Source organism: Anabaena sp. FACHB-83, assembly GCF_014697485.1.
In the GTDB taxonomy this organism is placed as follows: domain Bacteria; phylum Cyanobacteriota; class Cyanobacteriia; order Cyanobacteriales; family Nostocaceae; genus Nostoc_B.
On the sequence record NZ_JACJRY010000029.1, the window covers coordinates 1 to 15,748 of the forward strand.

At 39.8% G+C, this 15,748-nt stretch carries 17 protein-coding genes and 2 pseudogenes; 11 read left to right on the plus strand and 8 right to left on the minus strand.

Going from position 1 to position 15,748, the window contains the following annotated elements; genetic code table 11:
* Positions 1-861 (plus strand): annotated as a pseudogene (locus tag H6G79_RS36950) (bifunctional DNA primase/helicase); the annotation flags it as partial.
* 84 nt (positions 862-945) lie between these two features.
* Here H6G79_RS36950 and H6G79_RS25450 read toward each other — a convergent pair.
* Entirely contained in the window at positions 946-1,551 is a 606-nt protein-coding gene (locus H6G79_RS25450) for a cytochrome b/b6 domain-containing protein (protein WP_190595316.1), read from the minus strand.
* 104 nt (positions 1,552-1,655) lie between these two features.
* Between H6G79_RS25450 and H6G79_RS25455 the strand changes: the two genes are divergently transcribed.
* The 7 genes from H6G79_RS25455 to H6G79_RS25485 all read left to right on the plus strand — a co-directional run bounded on the left by H6G79_RS25455 (position 1,656) and on the right by H6G79_RS25485 (position 7,581).
* Positions 1,656-3,545: a DEAD/DEAH box helicase gene (locus tag H6G79_RS25455; protein WP_190595317.1), complete on the plus strand. Its 1,890-nt coding sequence runs from the start codon at positions 1,656-1,658 to the stop codon at positions 3,543-3,545.
* A gap of 52 nt (positions 3,546-3,597) precedes the next feature.
* Entirely contained in the window at positions 3,598-4,938 is a 1,341-nt protein-coding gene (locus H6G79_RS36955; RefSeq protein WP_191049375.1) for a hypothetical protein, read from the plus strand.
* A gap of 132 nt (positions 4,939-5,070) precedes the next feature.
* Positions 5,071-5,613 (plus strand): GNAT family N-acetyltransferase, encoded by a 543-nt coding sequence (locus H6G79_RS25465; RefSeq protein WP_190592992.1) that lies wholly within the window; start codon positions 5,071-5,073, stop codon positions 5,611-5,613.
* Complete coding sequence (locus H6G79_RS25470) at positions 5,610-6,125, plus strand: hypothetical protein (RefSeq protein ID WP_313934258.1); 516 nt, start codon at positions 5,610-5,612, stop codon at positions 6,123-6,125. The genes H6G79_RS25465 and H6G79_RS25470 overlap by 4 nt, the downstream gene beginning before the upstream one ends.
* Before the next feature lie 45 nt (positions 6,126-6,170).
* Entirely contained in the window at positions 6,171-6,596 is a 426-nt protein-coding gene (locus H6G79_RS25475) for a GFA family protein (RefSeq protein WP_190592935.1), read from the plus strand.
* A gap of 113 nt (positions 6,597-6,709) precedes the next feature.
* The gene (locus tag H6G79_RS25480) at positions 6,710-6,961 is read left to right on the plus strand and encodes a hypothetical protein (protein WP_313934260.1); all 252 of its coding nucleotides are present in this window, start codon (positions 6,710-6,712) and stop codon (positions 6,959-6,961) included.
* Positions 6,958-7,581 (plus strand): GIY-YIG nuclease family protein, encoded by a 624-nt coding sequence (locus tag H6G79_RS25485; RefSeq protein WP_313934262.1) that lies wholly within the window; start codon positions 6,958-6,960, stop codon positions 7,579-7,581. Before H6G79_RS25480 ends, H6G79_RS25485 begins: the two co-directional genes overlap by 4 nt.
* A 33-nt stretch (positions 7,582-7,614) precedes the next feature.
* Here H6G79_RS25485 and H6G79_RS25490 read toward each other — a convergent pair.
* Positions 7,615-8,232, minus strand: a pseudogene (locus H6G79_RS25490) (RNA-guided endonuclease TnpB family protein); the annotation flags it as partial.
* A 78-nt stretch (positions 8,233-8,310) separates the two neighbouring features.
* On the opposite strand from H6G79_RS25490, the gene H6G79_RS25495 reads away from it, so the two are divergent.
* Complete coding sequence (locus tag H6G79_RS25495; protein WP_190592936.1) at positions 8,311-8,538, plus strand: hypothetical protein; 228 nt, start codon at positions 8,311-8,313, stop codon at positions 8,536-8,538.
* A gap of 664 nt (positions 8,539-9,202) precedes the next feature.
* On the opposite strand, the gene H6G79_RS25500 is transcribed toward H6G79_RS25495, so the two are convergent.
* Both H6G79_RS25500 and H6G79_RS25505 read right to left on the minus strand, forming a co-directional pair.
* On the minus strand, positions 9,203-9,595 hold the full coding sequence (locus H6G79_RS25500) for a hypothetical protein (protein ID WP_190592937.1): 393 nt from the start codon (positions 9,593-9,595) through the stop codon (positions 9,203-9,205).
* Positions 9,596-9,652: 57 nt separating this feature from the next.
* Positions 9,653-9,982 carry a hypothetical protein gene (locus tag H6G79_RS25505; protein WP_190592938.1) on the minus strand — a complete coding sequence of 110 codons (330 nt, stop codon included), beginning with the start codon at positions 9,980-9,982 and terminating at the stop codon, positions 9,653-9,655.
* 122 nt (positions 9,983-10,104) lie between these two features.
* On the opposite strand from H6G79_RS25505, the gene H6G79_RS25510 reads away from it, so the two are divergent.
* A complete protein-coding gene (locus tag H6G79_RS25510) occupies positions 10,105-10,515 on the plus strand; it encodes a nuclease A inhibitor family protein (protein ID WP_190592939.1) in 411 nt (136 codons plus the stop codon).
* Between the two features lie 21 nt (positions 10,516-10,536).
* On the opposite strand, the gene H6G79_RS25515 is transcribed toward H6G79_RS25510, so the two are convergent.
* Positions 10,537-11,433, minus strand: coding sequence for a DNA/RNA non-specific endonuclease (locus tag H6G79_RS25515; RefSeq protein WP_190592940.1), 897 nt, complete (start codon positions 11,431-11,433; stop codon positions 10,537-10,539).
* A gap of 386 nt (positions 11,434-11,819) precedes the next feature.
* Here H6G79_RS25515 and H6G79_RS25520 point away from each other — a divergent pair, with 386 nt between their 5' ends.
* A complete protein-coding gene (locus H6G79_RS25520; RefSeq protein ID WP_190592941.1) occupies positions 11,820-13,946 on the plus strand; it encodes a DUF4157 domain-containing protein in 2,127 nt (708 codons plus the stop codon).
* On the opposite strand, the gene H6G79_RS25525 is transcribed toward H6G79_RS25520, so the two are convergent.
* The 3 genes from H6G79_RS25525 to H6G79_RS25535 all read right to left on the minus strand — a co-directional run bounded on the left by H6G79_RS25525 (position 13,930) and on the right by H6G79_RS25535 (position 15,746).
* On the minus strand, positions 13,930-14,184 hold the full coding sequence (locus tag H6G79_RS25525; protein WP_190592942.1) for a type I restriction-modification enzyme R subunit C-terminal domain-containing protein: 255 nt from the start codon (positions 14,182-14,184) through the stop codon (positions 13,930-13,932). The two genes, H6G79_RS25520 and H6G79_RS25525, sit on opposite strands and share 17 nt — an antisense overlap.
* Positions 14,185-14,203: 19 nt before the next feature.
* The gene (locus tag H6G79_RS25530; RefSeq protein WP_190592943.1) at positions 14,204-14,977 is read right to left on the minus strand and encodes an endonuclease domain-containing protein; all 774 of its coding nucleotides are present in this window, start codon (positions 14,975-14,977) and stop codon (positions 14,204-14,206) included.
* A gap of 61 nt (positions 14,978-15,038) precedes the next feature.
* On the minus strand, positions 15,039-15,746 hold the full coding sequence (locus H6G79_RS25535) for a hypothetical protein (protein WP_190592944.1): 708 nt from the start codon (positions 15,744-15,746) through the stop codon (positions 15,039-15,041).
* Positions 15,747-15,748 lie beyond the last annotated feature (2 nt).

Consider the following 15,748-nt stretch of genomic DNA (forward strand, 5'->3'; position numbering starts at 1 on the left):
CCTTTTGTTGTGGCAGAACGAGATAGGACGGAACGAGATCGCTTGCCCATCTGCACCGACTGGGGTAATCATTCCACTTCTTGGTTAATGCGCCACCGATTGGGGTTACGCGCGATCTTAACTGATTTTATGGATGGGGTGGAGATTAAAGGCGATGAACCAATGATTCAGGCATTGGCGGATTTTTCTAAACGCAATGCACCCCATATTAAAGGTATCCTCAACTTGACCATCCCACTCGATGAGTCCCCGGTATGGATTTTGAGTCAATACTTGGGTCAACTGGCTTTAACTACCCTGTCCCGACGACCTACCGAAAATGGTCAACGGGTGCGTTACTATCGGCTTGACCCTGATGATGTTGCTTTTGCTCGGAATGTGTTGGTGTATCGGCAAGCACAGAGGGAAGAACGAGAACGGCGGCGGCAACAAGAGCAAGCGCAGAATGCGGCGTATGCGGCTAGGATGCAGTCTATGTATGGACTTGAAAGCAGAGGATCGGAGGCGCAGGGGAGCAGGGGAGCAAACTTACATCCATCCTCCCCTCTGCACCCCCGCACCCTTGCCCCCCGTCCTAATTCTGCCCCGTCCACACCCCCCATTATTGAAGATGGCAGTCATAATTGGGAGGGTGTGGACGGACAGGAAAATCCCACTGATTCATGGTGGCGACAGGTTAAATCTTATACTGCAAGGTTAATAGAACAGGTAGAAATGGGTGTTGATACGGTTCAAGAATTCTTCTCTACACTCACTTCGGATGAGCGATGGGGGGTGATGGTGCAAATGGAAGAAAACCAACCTCAGATGTTCTCTCAATTGGTGGCTGAGGCTCCCGATTGGGTGGAATGGATGGGTTGAGTTGCACCTGTTGAGGAAGAGGTCGTGCTGAGGAATAAGTTTGTTACCCATTTCCTGATGGATTAAACTCATCTTTCCAAAGGGCTATATCTTCCAAAACATTGATTCTGGTAGTTGCTCACCGCCAGCTTGTCGCCCTAATGTCGAATGAATTATTATAAATACAATTACCATTGGCACTGAAGCAAAATGCACAATTCTTAGTGCTTGCCAGTTGCCAAACATATCTACAATTCCAGGAAATTGAGCAGGTTTATACATACCTATACCTGTGAATAATGCCAATAACAGAACAGGAATAATAGATGTATAAACAATTCGATGCCAAGCATAAATTAGGCGTTGAGGATTTTGGCTTTTTTGTAATGCTTTCAGGTCATTAGTACCCACAAATCGGTGTCGCCAACGTCGAGTAATTAAAATATAAAGTCCATACCATAATAGATTTAAAGAAAATAACCACATAGCAGCAAAATGCCAGTTTCTACCTCCTGCCAACCAACCTCCTAAAGTAAATATGGGCGGAATGTGTAAACCAGAACGTCCACCAAACACAGGATTTGCGTTATAAATTCGTAATCCACTGGTGAGTAAAAGGAAGACGCTTATGATATTAACAGAATGAAAAATTTTAGCACCTATCGCTTGTTTGAGTTTTTTTCGTGTTTTTTGGGGAATAGTTGCACTCATATAAATTTAGGTAATCATCATCTACAGATTACTTTAAAATAGAGGTTCCTGATTTTAAAATAGGTAGAAATATTTCTCTAATTAGGAGTAGAAATTAGCTAAGAATGTTTAGCCTGCGCGATTACCAACAAGATTTAGTTTCCAAAACTTTTGCTGCTTGGAATAGTGGAATTAGAAAGGTACTACTGCAACTAAGCACGGGTGGTGGCAAGACAATTATCTTTGCCGCCATAGCATCTAAGATGACTGCCCAAAGTGAAGGTGTTTTGGTAGTTGCTCATAGAGAAGAGTTAATTCTCCAGGCGGCCGAGAAACTAGCGGCAGTGACAAAATTACAACCAGGAATTATTAAAGCTGGATACAAGCCGAATGATTCATTAATTCAGGTAGCGAGTATTCAAACTCTTTCACGACGAGAAACTTACCCAAAGGCGCAGCTTGTCATTATTGATGAAGCTCATCATTCTAGTGCGAATAGTTACCGCAAATTATTAGATGCTTACCCAGAAGCATTGATTTTAGGGTTAACTGCCACACCCAGACGTGAAGATGGCTATGGATTGCGAGATGTTTTTGACCACCTGATCAGCTCGATTTCTACTAAGGAATTAATTGCTTTAGGCCACTTAACAGATTACAAATTAATTGCTGGCTTTAAATATTCTCGACACAAAGTTCCGCTAAAACGCGACTTTACGCGTAAAGAATTAGAGGAAGTTGCTTCTGACTACAAGCCAACTGAGGTATTGAAGCAGTGGCAGAATTTTTGTACTGGTCAAAAGACAGTAATTTTTGCTGTCAACGTCAAGCACTCTCAAGATATTACACAAGCTTTTTGTGCGAATGGAATCACTTGTGAGCATCTTGATGGCGAAACGAGCAACATTGAACGTAAACAAATTTTAGATAGATTCCGTAGTGGTCAAACACAGGTTATCAGTAATTGTGCAATTTTAACTGAGGGATTTGATTGTCCTGATTCCAGTGCCGCCGTCATTGCTCGACCGACTAGCAGCGTTACCTTGTGGTTGCAGATGATTGGTAGAGTATTACGTCCTGCGCCAGGAAAAGATTATGCAACTATTTTAGACATGACTGATAATTGGTTTCGGCTTGGCCGTCCATGTGACAACAGAAAATGGAGCCTTGAGCCAGTTTCTTGCGACCCAGATACTCAAGGAAGCAGGTGTTGTCCTTACTGCCACCATGTCTTCAAACCAATGCCTGATCTAATTCGCACCAAAGATTGCTTTAGTTATGAAAAAGCTGAATTTGTCATTCAATATGAAGTTGATTGTCCCAATTGTGGTAAATCTTTTAAGTGGGTATTAGAAGAACATTCTGTGGCAGAACATCCTAAAATACCAATGATTATTTCTGATTTTGATATTCAGTTTAAAGAAGTACCGCCCGAAGTTCGTTTATTTTTCTTCACACCAATTATTGAAGCTAAAAAGCGTAAATTTAAAAATCTAGAAAAACAATTAGCTTTTTATAATTTTACGATTAGAGATTGGTTTTTAAATTGCCAAGAACTAAATGAAAATGAGCTAATTTATGCTATTGAATTACTAGGTTGTTCAGAAGAAATATTTGAATCCAGTATTGAATCTTTAGTTTACCGTGTTCGCTATGCCAAAGAATGGACAGACATCACTAAAATTATGTCTGAGCGTCCTGAAAGTATAAAAAAACTTATTTGGAGTAGATTTTCTAATTACGAAAAAAATAAGTTTAAAAATATGAAGGCAGATTATGAAAATGAAATTAATGAAATTCAGGAATGGCTAACCGAAGAAAATCTAGCATTAGTCGCAGATTATTTGTCAGATTGCCAAGACATAAACATGATTTCTTCTTTGTGTGAAATTTATCACAAATTAGTTATTAAAGCAGCCATTGACCGTGTGCCTCCAGATAAACGTAACCAAATCAGTCAATGGGTTGCACAATTAAAGAGGCGAACAGAATTTAGAAATTTGTATTTCCATTAATATCACAGGCCATTTTGATTCGGTTTGGGAGATATTCCAGGGAGTTCAGCCTGTGGATTCTGTACGGCAGATGTTGGCACGACTGCGCGAAACTGTTGACCGTCACATTTGGGTTAGTCAGTACGGGATGGGGACTGTGGGCAATGGCTCCACTTCTATGGGTGGATTATTGCGGAGTCAGGATATTGCAACCCAGGCGAATATTGCTCTGTTATCTGCGGCTGATAACGACGATTACTCGTTCATTGACCAGAACTTTCAGCCCGAATCTTTGCAGACTTGGGGTAAGCGGGGTGCTGTCATTAACGTCGAAATGCGTCGCTATCAAGAATTTGTGCTGAAGGGTTTGGCGGCTGATGGGTACACTGTGATTGATGCGGATGATTGCGACCCTGACGAAACCAAGGAAGTTGTTCAGGAGGTAAAAGCAGCGTCTAAGGAATTATACGCTGGTCAATGCCAGGGGGTTTCTAAATCTGATGATGTGTCTGATGCTGAGTTAAAAAAGCTGCAAGAAAAGCGGGTGAAGACGCAAGAAGAACGGTATCAACAGCGTAAGGGTGAGTTATCCCGGCGTTACGAAGTTGAAGTGACACCCGAATTGGTTGAGAAGGACGATGACGGCTGGTATCCCCAACTGCGGCTGCACTATTACTTGACTGTGGGACGGCAGTTTTTGACCAGCAGGGATAGCAAACGGGTTAAGGGTTTGGCTGAAGCTGGGGAGAATTCGATTTGGAAACCAGATTTTAACAAAGGGCAGATGTTGTCTTCTGTGCGGTTGCTGGAAGAACTGAAGCTGTTGCAGTTGCTTACTTCTGGGGAGCAGTTGCGGGGATCTGATGAGCAGATGCAGGAGTTTAAGGCTCACGCGCTACAGCATCGGTACTTGATCAAGAATTATTTGAACGTGACTATTTCGGAGAAGTTGACACCTGTGGCGATCGCACAGAAGTTATTGAATAAAATTGACCTGCGGTTGTCGTATGTTGGTCGGTTGGGGGAAAGAGGGAAACGGGAGTGTGTTTATAAGTTTGTTGGGCCTGATGATGGGCGGGATGGGATTTTTGAGAAGTGGTTAAATCGGGAGTTGGTGTCAGTCACTAGTAATATAAATGTACCAACACCAATCACTGACACAACACCACTCCCCAGTAATCAGGATATGGAGGGACAGGAAAGTTCTACGGATTCTTGGTGGCGGCAGGTTAAATCTTACGCTGCTGGGTTTATGGAACGAGTGAAAGATGATGTGGAATCAATCAAAGAGTTCCTCTCCACCCTCACGAGTGATGAACGGTGGGGCGTGATGCTGGCGTTTGAGGAGGCGCAGCCAGAGGTGTTCGGGGAGTTGGTAGCACAGGCTCCTGAGTGGGTGACGTGGATGGGGTGACTCAAATAATTGCGAATTAGTTTGACGTACCTGCCCAAAGCAAGCATCGCTATCTTTCCCTACCTCCAAGAAGCTAATTTAACCAATTTTAGTTACTATTTAAGAAAAATTAGGAAAGTTTTGAGAGACGATGTGCGGCTAGAAGTTGAATTAATCAGGCGTATTGATAATCTATTAATTGAGGCCTTTATTGTTGATTTAGCAGCAAATCATGTAGATGACTTTGCTAATTTATGGCTTGAGCAACTGCGTATAGTTGAAGCCGACGATAAATTCTGGGATTGGGCTTTCAAGCGTGATTTTATTGATAGAACCGAAGAATCGGAAGGTTATGCTTTAGAAGCAGAAGGTTGTACGCAGGGATTAATGAAGATAGACACGCAGCGTCACGGTTCAATTGCCGCCTTGGGACGAAAACTAGTATATATTGAATACTTGACGACTGCACCGTGGAATCGAAAGGAAATCCAGCGTTTACCAAGGTATCGTGGAGTTGGAAGTAACTTATTACGGTATGCACGCATCCGAAGTGTCGAGTTAGGATATGGTGGGAGGGTAGGATTGCACTCGTTACCAGGAAGTGTCAGGTTTTATGACGACCAAATGATGACAAACTACGGAGCAGATGAAGAAAACGACGATTTAGTTTATTTTGAATACGGACTATTGCGGTGACAATTATAGAAGAGGGATGGAATATGGAGGAAGAAAGCATCAGCGTCTCTGAAGCAATTGAACTATTATTTAACCACTCTTCGATACAAGCAGCAATTCAAGCGGAAGAAGACTCTGATTGCGATGTATCTGCTGGCTTAGATTGGGGCAGTGAAACGATATTTTTAGCTTTCTTAAAAAATCCTGCTCTCAAAGTCCGGTTAACTTGTTTGCGAGTGTCACTCAACCGTGAAATCCGCATTTTACTAGCTGAATGCAACTTAGGAGTAGGAGAAGATGCTGCGTTTCAAGTTGCCCACTCGCGTTTATTATCTCGCTTACAATCACCCCTACCAACAGCGATCCCTGTATTAGAAGGTATATTGGCACGCAGCGATTTATATACAGAGCAATATATCCAAAATCATGAAGTTTTGCGCGATTTATTACATAAAATTTTGAATCATGAAGATTGGGAAGAAATAGCTTCGGCGGCGGCGATGGCGGTACGGCAGAGACTTTTGAATGTTTGAGAATAATTAATCTGCATGATGATTTAAGCTATAGGAGTAAAGAAGATGTCTAATTTTGTCAAAGGTAGCTGTCTATGTAAAGCGGTGAGCATATCCACAACAAATATGAGTAATATCGTAGGAGCTTGTCATTGTGGTATGTGTAGAAAGTGGGGCGGAGGAGCAATGTTTGCTATTGAGTGTGGCAGTAATGTTACTTTTGAGGGTGCAGAAAATATCGGCGTTTATCAATCTTCCGAATGGGCAGAACGTGGATTCTGTCAGAAGTGTGGCAGCCATCTATTTTTCCGATTGAAACAAAATAACCAATATTTTATACCTGCTGGAATCTTCGATAACACAGAAGGTCTAATTTTTGAACATCAGGTTTTTATCGATGAGAAGCCCGAATATTACTCTTTTGCTAATGAAACTAAAAACATGACAGGAGCAGAGTTGTTTGCACAGTTTACACAGACATCAGAAAATTAACCCTCTTTTATTACTACGAAAAGAGAAAAATCTAGCCCCAGCTTTGAATGTAAACATTAGCTCATCATCAACCGTTCGCTCTGGGACAAAAAGCATTAATCATCGGTTGCGGTTTGGGAGATGATGCTGAAGCTCCAGCAAAACTAGGTTTTGAGGTAACAGCTTTTGATATTTCTCCAACTGCGATTTCCTGGTGTCAGCAATGGTTTCCTGATTCTTCGGTTAATTATGTAATTTTATCAGACTCAGAATTAAAACAGTTTGAAAGTCTCGGATTACGGCAAGTAGAAAAGATTGTTTACCAAAAACAAGAGTCTGAACAATTTGATGTTAAGCAAGTGCGAATTGAATATCAAAAGTCATGATTGGCTTAGTTTTAGTTAAGGGCGATAATCAATTAGTCGGTCACACATTTTGTATTTCCTTGGAACCGAATCAGCTGAACCTATTCCCAGAAGTAAAACCCACCTCAGCACCCAGAACAGAACAGATGGTGATGAGTGCCGATGCTCTGCTGAAGTGGAAATCGCGCATACTTGCTCATCAACAACAAGTAAGGCAAGCTCAACTACCACAGCAAACAAGCTTATTCGATCTCACTCTCAACCACTGCGATCCTGACTCTATTGACCCACTGACCCTACAGCTTGTACCAATGTCTTTCTACCGAAAACCTGCTGATAGTCCTGGTGAGGCTTGTTTGTATTTCATCTTGGATTCGGCGGTTGGGTTAGTGCTGTATGTTGGAGAAACTTGCCGCAGTGACAAGCGGTGGAAAGGGATTCATGCTTGCAAAGACTACATCGCTAGTTACCAGGATTTGCATTCTCGGTATGAGTTGACGACGGCTGTGAATGCAGCTTTCTGGTGGAATGCTCCAGTTGAGCGACGCGCACGGCAACAGTTGGAGTTGAAGTTGATTCTAAAGTGGCGTAGTCCCTTCAATAAGGAGAATTGGGATTTGTGGGGGCAACCGTTTAAGTAAATTGATCTGCACTCGCATCTTTTAGTGAACTACCTACATCGACCTTGCGGTACGATGTAGGCTTCCCAAATCATTGGGAACTGCCTCAGACTTGGTGGATTTTTTACGTCCAGAAGTCTTTGGTCTGACATTCCCTCCTTGGGCAGAAGTGGTAGTTCCTAACACCAAAAGTCGCAAAGCTTCATTTTTTATGTTGGTCGCAGCGTTGATGTCCCTATCATGCTGCTTCTGGCAGTGTGGGCAATCTACAAACCTAACCCCCAATGAATCATAACCATTTTGCAGCATTGGGATTGGCAGTAGAGTTTCGCTACAAAGCTGAGATGAGGGGAAGAAACGATTGACTTCTTGATAGGTATGCCCAAATCTTTCAGCTTTGTATTTCAACATGGTGAGAAACATTCCCCACCCCTGGTCGCTAATAGCTTTTGCCAAGTTAGGATTTTTAACCATGTTTTTTACTGCCAAGTCCTCTACACAAATAACTTTGTTTTCGTATGCTATTTTGCGAGATAGCTTGTGTAGAAAATCTTCTCTAACTCTAGAGATTTTACTGGAAACTTTAGCCACTAAGCGTTTAGCTTTACGACGCTTGTTAGAGGTTTTATCCTTTTTTCTAGATAGTTTTTTCTGTTTACGTTTTCTATTCTGCAATTACTGCTGTATGATTGCCTTGGCTAGTATTTATCCCCCTAATGCACTAGCAGTTCATCAACTGGCAATAAATTTATGAGTAGTTTGCTTTTACTATTAATAGGCTTGGGAATTTTTTTCTTAGCTTGGAAAACTCAAGATGAAATTAATCGCATTACGGCAATGTTTAGCGGGACAATTTCTCTAATTTGGGGTTTGACTCTCGCTCCCTTATCACTTCAATTACTGATTGAAATTGTCTCACTTCTAGCGGCTTTTTCTGTTTGTATGCGTTGTTTAGGTTGTGGCTCAAACCGCAATTGATTTTTCAACTGATAATTTTTTAATTTCCTAACGATGCAGATAGTTTTTAACTAAATACTAAATTCATCGCTTAAACTGTATTTAACAATACTTAGTCACATCTTCACCGTATTCATCTGCTAGATAGTTCCAGGCAAGAAAGGTTTTCCTCGTTTTCTGAGGCTCCAAACCAGAGCATCTGTTGAATACAAACAAAGCGGTTGATCGCCATCCGAGTATCGATATATTGAGAAAAATCTGAAATTTTAGGTATCTTGGTCAGGAGAAACATTTCTAGATTTCAGCTTTTTTAGCCCATGTTTTAATATCATTATGAATATCACAAACAAGGCACAAGTAATAAATAATAATATCGCTATTGGCAGGAAGCAATTACCTTGATTTGTACTCCACGAACATAAGAAAAGTAGAGTCTGTATCCCGAATATGCTCCCTAAAATTAAGCTAAATATACCAATAGCTCCCACACATACAAGAATATATCCAGTATTTCTATTTTTGCTCATAAATCCCTGGCTTCTGAGAAAAGTTATTTTCGAGTTGCATTATTTTGTAGTACATAGCGCAACCAATTTTGTGAAATTACTAGTTGAAAAAATTGCTAACGCAGTCAAAACGGCTAAACAAACTAACTGAACAATAATTAAGACGCTCAAGCTACTGGCTAAAGTGGCAGATCGTCATCAATTTCTATCAAGTTAACTTTGGCATTCTCAACCACTGTATTTCCTAGCAGTGTGTCTTGCAACGCGTCAAATTTTGATTCGGCTTTTCTAATGCGTTCATAATGCAGAATTACATGGTAACGTTTTTGAATTGGCTCCCCAGCAGCCGAATACTCTACTGCTTCCCAATCGGTATTTTGACGTTCCTCGGCAATCTGGCGATATTGGCTGGCTAACTGCTCCAATGCCATAGCTATGGCATGTTCTTCGCTTTGTCCACCGCAGCGAATTTCATTGGCACTTGACTCAACAGGGGACGATAACTGACAAATATACTGATTATTCTCGTCAGTCTGCACGTTAATCGTAATTGTTCTGGTGATTGAAGTCATATCCGGGCTAATTTAATACTGAGTCTTTGCTACATTCAAAAATTAGTTATCTCATAATTACCTAAGTATTGCCTCATCCCCTTGAAGTTCTTTGAGAAATACAGGCATATAACCGTCTACCTGAGCATAACCACACAATAGCACTCCTACAACTATGAAAAAGTCGGTATGCTTCGGAAATCTCTTATTCGCATCAATTGGAATTGCTTTTTCATAACCCAATTCTGGTAGAGAACGGCTGACCCAGAGTGCGTTATCTCTCCAAAAATAGGGCAGCACAATCGGTGGATACCAGTCTCCTTCTTGATCATGGCTTTCTTTGCACACAGAGATGCCACCATCAAAGACATGATATGGCAGTATTTTATTGCTTACTGTTGCAGACATGGTTGTTTCTTTTCTCTCACAAAGGTAAATTTTATTCTAATCACGAACATAAGAATTAGGATTACAGATTCAGCTTTTAGGGTGATACAGTTGATGATGAAATTGCTCTATGATGTGGTTCTATGAGCCAAACTGAAACTACTTCACAAATCCTAGAGCAGCTTCGCAAGGCATCTGATAGCTTACTCATGATGAGTGAGTCTGATTACCCATTTGAAACTTTTCTTTGGAAAGATGCTGCACCCATAACGCCCGAAAAAGTTGTACAACAGAGTGAGCATCCACAGGATACACCTGTAGAAATGCTATCGGTTGATGATTTTTTTACTGTTGCTACTACTCCCCAAGACTGGCACAGTGAGCAAGAAAAGGCTACAGTTACTAAATTCCAAAACCTTGTACAAACTATCAAATCGACCTTAAAAAACCCGCAGGTGTATCGCGTCGGACACATCGAGATTGATGCTTACATCCTCGGCGAAACTCCCACAGGTGATTTAGCTGGACTTTCTACTAAACTTATCGAAACTTAGAATTAACTATTTGAGTTTGAGTTAATTAACGCTAACATTATCAACTTTAGCTTCGATAACTTGCTGAATTTCTGTTGGGACATTCTTGAGAAAATCGTAGCCTGTAATTTCTTCTAGTTTCTTCACAGAAGTTCTATATTTAGTCCATTTATCATTTTTAATTCCCTGCTGGTTCGGCATATCTACGGCAATTACACGAGTGTTTTTGTTCACTCCATTCAAACCCAACCCCGGTTTATCCAGGACAACAACTATTTTCCAAGTTCTGGACGGAACAGTTACCTTACCATTAGCAATTGTGGTTTTTGCGCCATTTTTCCCTGTACCCCCAACACCACTACTACCAGCGTATATGTAAAGTTCTTTACCTTGTCTTGCTAAATCTCGGCTGTAGCTTTCTAGTCGTTCCCAAGGCCCTTGGTTGTTGTCTGGGGCTTGAGGAATGATGTTGGTCATGAAAAATACTGCCTGACTATTTTGTTGTGTCTTGTTTCTGTCGGCGGCAGGAACCATGTGACCTCGGTCAAAACCACTGCCACTGTAGTCATTTGGCGTGACTCGATACCAGCCATTCGGCAATGTAGTATCAGGTGTAAATCCTGGACGAGCTAAATTTCCTAACCAATTCTTGTTTAGCTGCCAAGCTGCCCAATTTGGTATTCCTTTATCTCTGTTATACGATAAAGCGTATTGTGGTCTAATGATTAAATAGTTGTCTGGGTTGGCAGTACTGTTGACTGCTCCACTGGGATTTCCCAACAGTAAATGTGTGCTGGTTCTCGGTTGGGCTGGTGTTGTGGTTGTCGGCTGTGGAGGCTTTTGTGCTGAAAGTGATTGAATGATCGCTGGTGAACACCCCAATAATGTAACTAGCCCAGTAACAGCAATCAATGTCCGAAAGCGATTTATTAACTGCATAAAATTTAAATGGCATCTCAGTTTATATTAAGCATCACTATTTTTGAGCAGATTTCCAGATTTTAGCCATTACAAAATCTGTCTTTTAGTTTCTTACAAGAATCGCAGCATTTGCTGAAATTCTTTCAACGTTGCTCTTTGCTTGATAATCAGTGCCAAACGCGATCGCTCAGAAAATTCCTCAACCTGCTGCAAGTGGCGACTAACTAGAGAATAATCCCATTTTGAAATAGCAAAAAACCATTTTAAGTGATCATACTGCGGGAAGATTTGAAATTAGCTGAATACACATACTTTTATTCAAAATGCAACAGACTTTCATCTAGTATTAATCGAATGGTTTCTTGCTTTATCCTCTACATATAAGATTTGGCTAACATATTTGTATGTACTTCAAGCAAAACAGGCCATCTAATAAATCTGCATCTGATTCCTCTACAACCAATCAGTTTGCACCGCGACCATTCAAAGTGGAAGATTCCCCAGCCCAAGATATTGTTCAAACAGAAAATCTAGATACTCAATCACAAAAAAGACCACCTGCGCCCAAATATCGTGACATCCCAGTTTTTGCACCAAATCATGAGCAACCAGAGCGATTTGCACCAAGACTACAGTTAAAAATTGACCCTAATTATCAACAAGATGTTTACAGTGATACTCTAGAACAGCCATTTGAACAACGCATACTATTGCAACCTAAGCTGACAATTGGTGAGCCTGGAGACAAGTATGAGGTCGAGGCGGATCAGATTGCCAAAGATGTCGTCCAAAGAATTAACTCACCCAACAATCAGGTTCAACAGGAGAAAGAAGAGTCAATTGAAACATCTGGGCAAGGACAGAATTTCTTGTCGAGGATGTCCATAGAACGAGTGCCACTTCAGCCCGTTCCAGTACCCCCACGTCTGCAAATGAAATTGAGCATTCGAGAGCCAGGAGAAGAACAAAAACCCACATTAGACCATCAACAGACCACCCCAGCACAGCCATTGATTCAGCGTGTGAATATCGGAGGAATGGCAGCCTCACCCGATGTCGAAGCGGGGATACAACGGGCAAGAAGTGGTGGACAGCCCCTCACCGACAGCATCAGAGAACCGATGGAGCAGGCGTTTGGCGCTGATTTTAGTGGCGTGCGTGTGCATACGGATTCTCAGGCTGACCAGTTGAATCAGTCGATTCAGGCGAAGGCGTTTACTACAGGGCAGGATGTGTTCTTTCGGCAGGGGGCGTATGAGCCGGGGAGTCGTGGGGGTCAGGAGTTGTTGGCGCATGAGTTGACCCATGTAGTGCAGCAGTCCAGTTCCACAAAGACTATGCCTAGTGCAAGTATCATTCAAAGAACACCAGAAGATGCACTAAAACAGGCAAATTTAATAGGACAAAAACAATTTAAGAAAATAAAGGAACAATGGGATCAATATAATTTATCGTTAACAAAGTACAAAGAAAATGAACTAGCAAAGGCAAAATTTGAAGAAGCAGAAAGAAATTATCAAAAAATTCCTTTTGGACAAAGGCCAAAAGAACGCCCAAAAGCAACTCAATTCAATTATAATTCACAATTTCGCCCATTGACCAAGCCAAATTTGACAATTAATGAAGAAAATTTTATTGAATACAATAATTATAACGAATTTCTAGAAGATGATACGGAAAGAAAGAAACTATATAACTCGGAAGACATAGCATTAATTAAGCGCCTAGCAGAACTGGCTAAAGAATACATCGATGACGAGATGATGCCAATTTTCTATCGTCCACCTATAGAGATGGTTAAGACAGAAGATGAAAAGGAAATTAAACCCCAAGAAATTTTATTGAATATACCTGATATCGGAAAAATACAAATATTACTCTTTAAAACAGTCAATGAAGAGAGCGAAGATAATGTTTTAGCCTGGATGTCTCATGGAGTTTGGCTTAGAGATAAACCAGAGATTGATCTGGAAAAAGAAGATAAATTAGATAAGGAAATGGGGCTTTCTTTTGCAGTTAAAAAAGGTGAAAATCTCTCATTTGTCAATTCAGACAGCGTTGCAAAAAATGCTAGTGAATCACTTGTAAAGTTTAAAAATCAAGTAAATGAAGACAATGAAGACAATCCATATAAAACTTCTAAAATACCTAATATGGTTTTAGGAGCTCATGAGGAATGGAGTAATAAAGATTATGAGGAAAGAGCTGGTAAAATTGTTAAAACATCTATTGGCATTGGATCGATTGCTGTCCTAGCTGGTTTTGTACCATCAGAAAATTACACGTTAAAACTTAAAAATGAAACTGAAAATGTATTTAATAACTATATATTAATTAATGATCTTCTAAAAATTCTCAAGGGAAATAACGACTTAAAGCAATATAAAAACCTATATATGTTAACCTGTAGAACTGATGTGTTAAATAAAAAACTAAAAAAGAATCAGTCCATAGATAATTCTGAGCAGATGCAGCCGATCCCTGCAAAGGAAGCATCAGGTTATTCAGACCCAATCACGTCAAATGAGTAGCATTGAAACTACTGCCCTCCAAATATCTACCAAATGCTTGTTTCGCTGCATTTCTGTCCAGCCCAACCAACTGGCGAATGAACAGCTTAAGGTTAAGGTTCTTCCCGCAGACCTCCTCAAATCTCTCCCGGCTTTCGACTGCTTCGGCGTTGAACAGCAATTCTTCTAGGGACAGTAGATCGGCATCGGTTAACGGGATATTACGCTTGAGTTTGGCGATCGCAACTATGAATACCAAAATCAGCTAATTTTATACCTTAAAAAAGATTCAAGAATTCAGCAACAACTTCTAAAGGACGGCTGTAACACTCATTTGCATTAAATCTAACAGTCTGAATACCATCACGCAATAAAACTCTGTCTCTCCTATAATCTCTAGCTTGTTGTGCTGCTTGCTGATGATGTTCACCGTCAACTTCCAAAATCATACATTTTTGTTTGTAGAATACTAAAAAATCTACTTCTATTCTTTCTTTTAATCTATTATCAATATTAGAAATAGGTAGATCGGTTAAATCCATAAAAGCACGACTATTAGCAAAGAATAGAACAGGTTGGCTATGTAAAGCGTGTGCTATTCTTACTTCTGTTTTCGATCTAAAATTCAACCCACCCCATTGATGTGTTGAATTACTCTCATTGGGTGAAGTTTTACTTTTAACCAATCCAATCTCAATTTTTATACAACGCAATATATCTTGCTTGTAATCGTCATTAAAAAATAATGTCCACCAATGTTGAGTTTTATGTCCATCTCGTTGATCTGCATAAGCTAAATGTAAGCCAGAAGATAGTTCTTTATAAAACCCTGTCTTAGTTCTTATAAACAGCCAATCATTAATACTTTGCCTTGTATATTTATGCCCATTATTTGAATATAGCTTTGAGATATAATCAATTAGGGAAGAGGTTCGTAACTCTATAAAGTAATTTAAGACTGAATTTGTCGATACAAGAGCAGTCCTATCAAGGCTTTTTTCTTCTCCTGATGGGTCAAATTTATTTTGTATATTTTGGGTTGCAACACTCATATAATTATAAGAATTCCTTTCTTATTAAATAAAGCAATCAGTATAATAAAAGCTAATGAGGTTAAATAGCAGTTAATACTTCTAAAGACTGTTTTTGTAAATCTATTAATTCTAAGGATTTAGATTCTAATTTTTTAAATGTAAGACTTGGCTGATTAGTTTTTGTAACCATAGTAATTATTTTTTCTTCAGCATCTATTTTGTTTAAAATATCGTCAATTAAATCACTTCTATATTTATTGTATTTTTGAATTGCTGCTTTATGTAATAAAAGTGATGGATATGTAAGAACAGCTTTTGCAAGATTTAGTATATTGATAGGATTGTAACAATTTATAACTGAACTCATACCATATCTATTGAACCCTAAATTTAATTCTATGTTGCGTTGATAAATATCCTTATATATACTAATTTTGGCAATTTCTATTAAGCATATTTTGACGTTATTTAAATCATCAAGCAAATAGTGGCAAATTGCTAACCCTAGGTAAGCATAAAAAAGTCGTTCACACTTTTCAATACAAGTAGCTTTAGTAAAACCATTTCTGGCATCGTTAATTAGAAATAACTGCTGTTCATAAGAAGAGCTAGAATTACACCCCTGAATAAGTGTTTTCCAAGCAGCATTAAATTCTACTTGCAGCAAAATATCAAGTTTACTTTCAATACTTTCTATTAGTTTTAAAACTTTAGCAAACTTTATAGAAATATCAATGATCCCTTTAGAAGCTCCAAAAAGGGTCATTAAGGAAATAGGTTCACTCATGA

Coding starts and splice junctions, on each gene's coding strand:
- H6G79_RS25450 (WP_190595316.1), bottom strand. CDS start 1,551: ATGAGTGCAACTATTCCCCAAAAAACACGAAAAAAACTCAAACAAGCG.
- H6G79_RS25455 (WP_190595317.1), top strand. CDS start 1,656: ATGTTTAGCCTGCGCGATTACCAACAAGATTTAGTTTCCAAAACTTTT.
- H6G79_RS25475 (WP_190592935.1), top strand. CDS start 6,171: ATGTCTAATTTTGTCAAAGGTAGCTGTCTATGTAAAGCGGTGAGCATA.
- H6G79_RS25485 (WP_313934262.1), top strand. CDS start 6,958: ATGATTGGCTTAGTTTTAGTTAAGGGCGATAATCAATTAGTCGGTCAC.
- H6G79_RS25495 (WP_190592936.1), top strand. CDS start 8,311: ATGAGTAGTTTGCTTTTACTATTAATAGGCTTGGGAATTTTTTTCTTA.
- H6G79_RS25500 (WP_190592937.1), bottom strand. CDS start 9,595: ATGACTTCAATCACCAGAACAATTACGATTAACGTGCAGACTGACGAG.
- H6G79_RS25505 (WP_190592938.1), bottom strand. CDS start 9,982: ATGTCTGCAACAGTAAGCAATAAAATACTGCCATATCATGTCTTTGAT.
- H6G79_RS25510 (WP_190592939.1), top strand. CDS start 10,105: ATGAGCCAAACTGAAACTACTTCACAAATCCTAGAGCAGCTTCGCAAG.
- H6G79_RS25515 (WP_190592940.1), bottom strand. CDS start 11,433: ATGCAGTTAATAAATCGCTTTCGGACATTGATTGCTGTTACTGGGCTA.
- H6G79_RS25520 (WP_190592941.1), top strand. CDS start 11,820: ATGTACTTCAAGCAAAACAGGCCATCTAATAAATCTGCATCTGATTCC.
- H6G79_RS25530 (WP_190592943.1), bottom strand. CDS start 14,977: ATGAGTGTTGCAACCCAAAATATACAAAATAAATTTGACCCATCAGGA.
- H6G79_RS25535 (WP_190592944.1), bottom strand. CDS start 15,746: ATGAGTGAACCTATTTCCTTAATGACCCTTTTTGGAGCTTCTAAAGGG.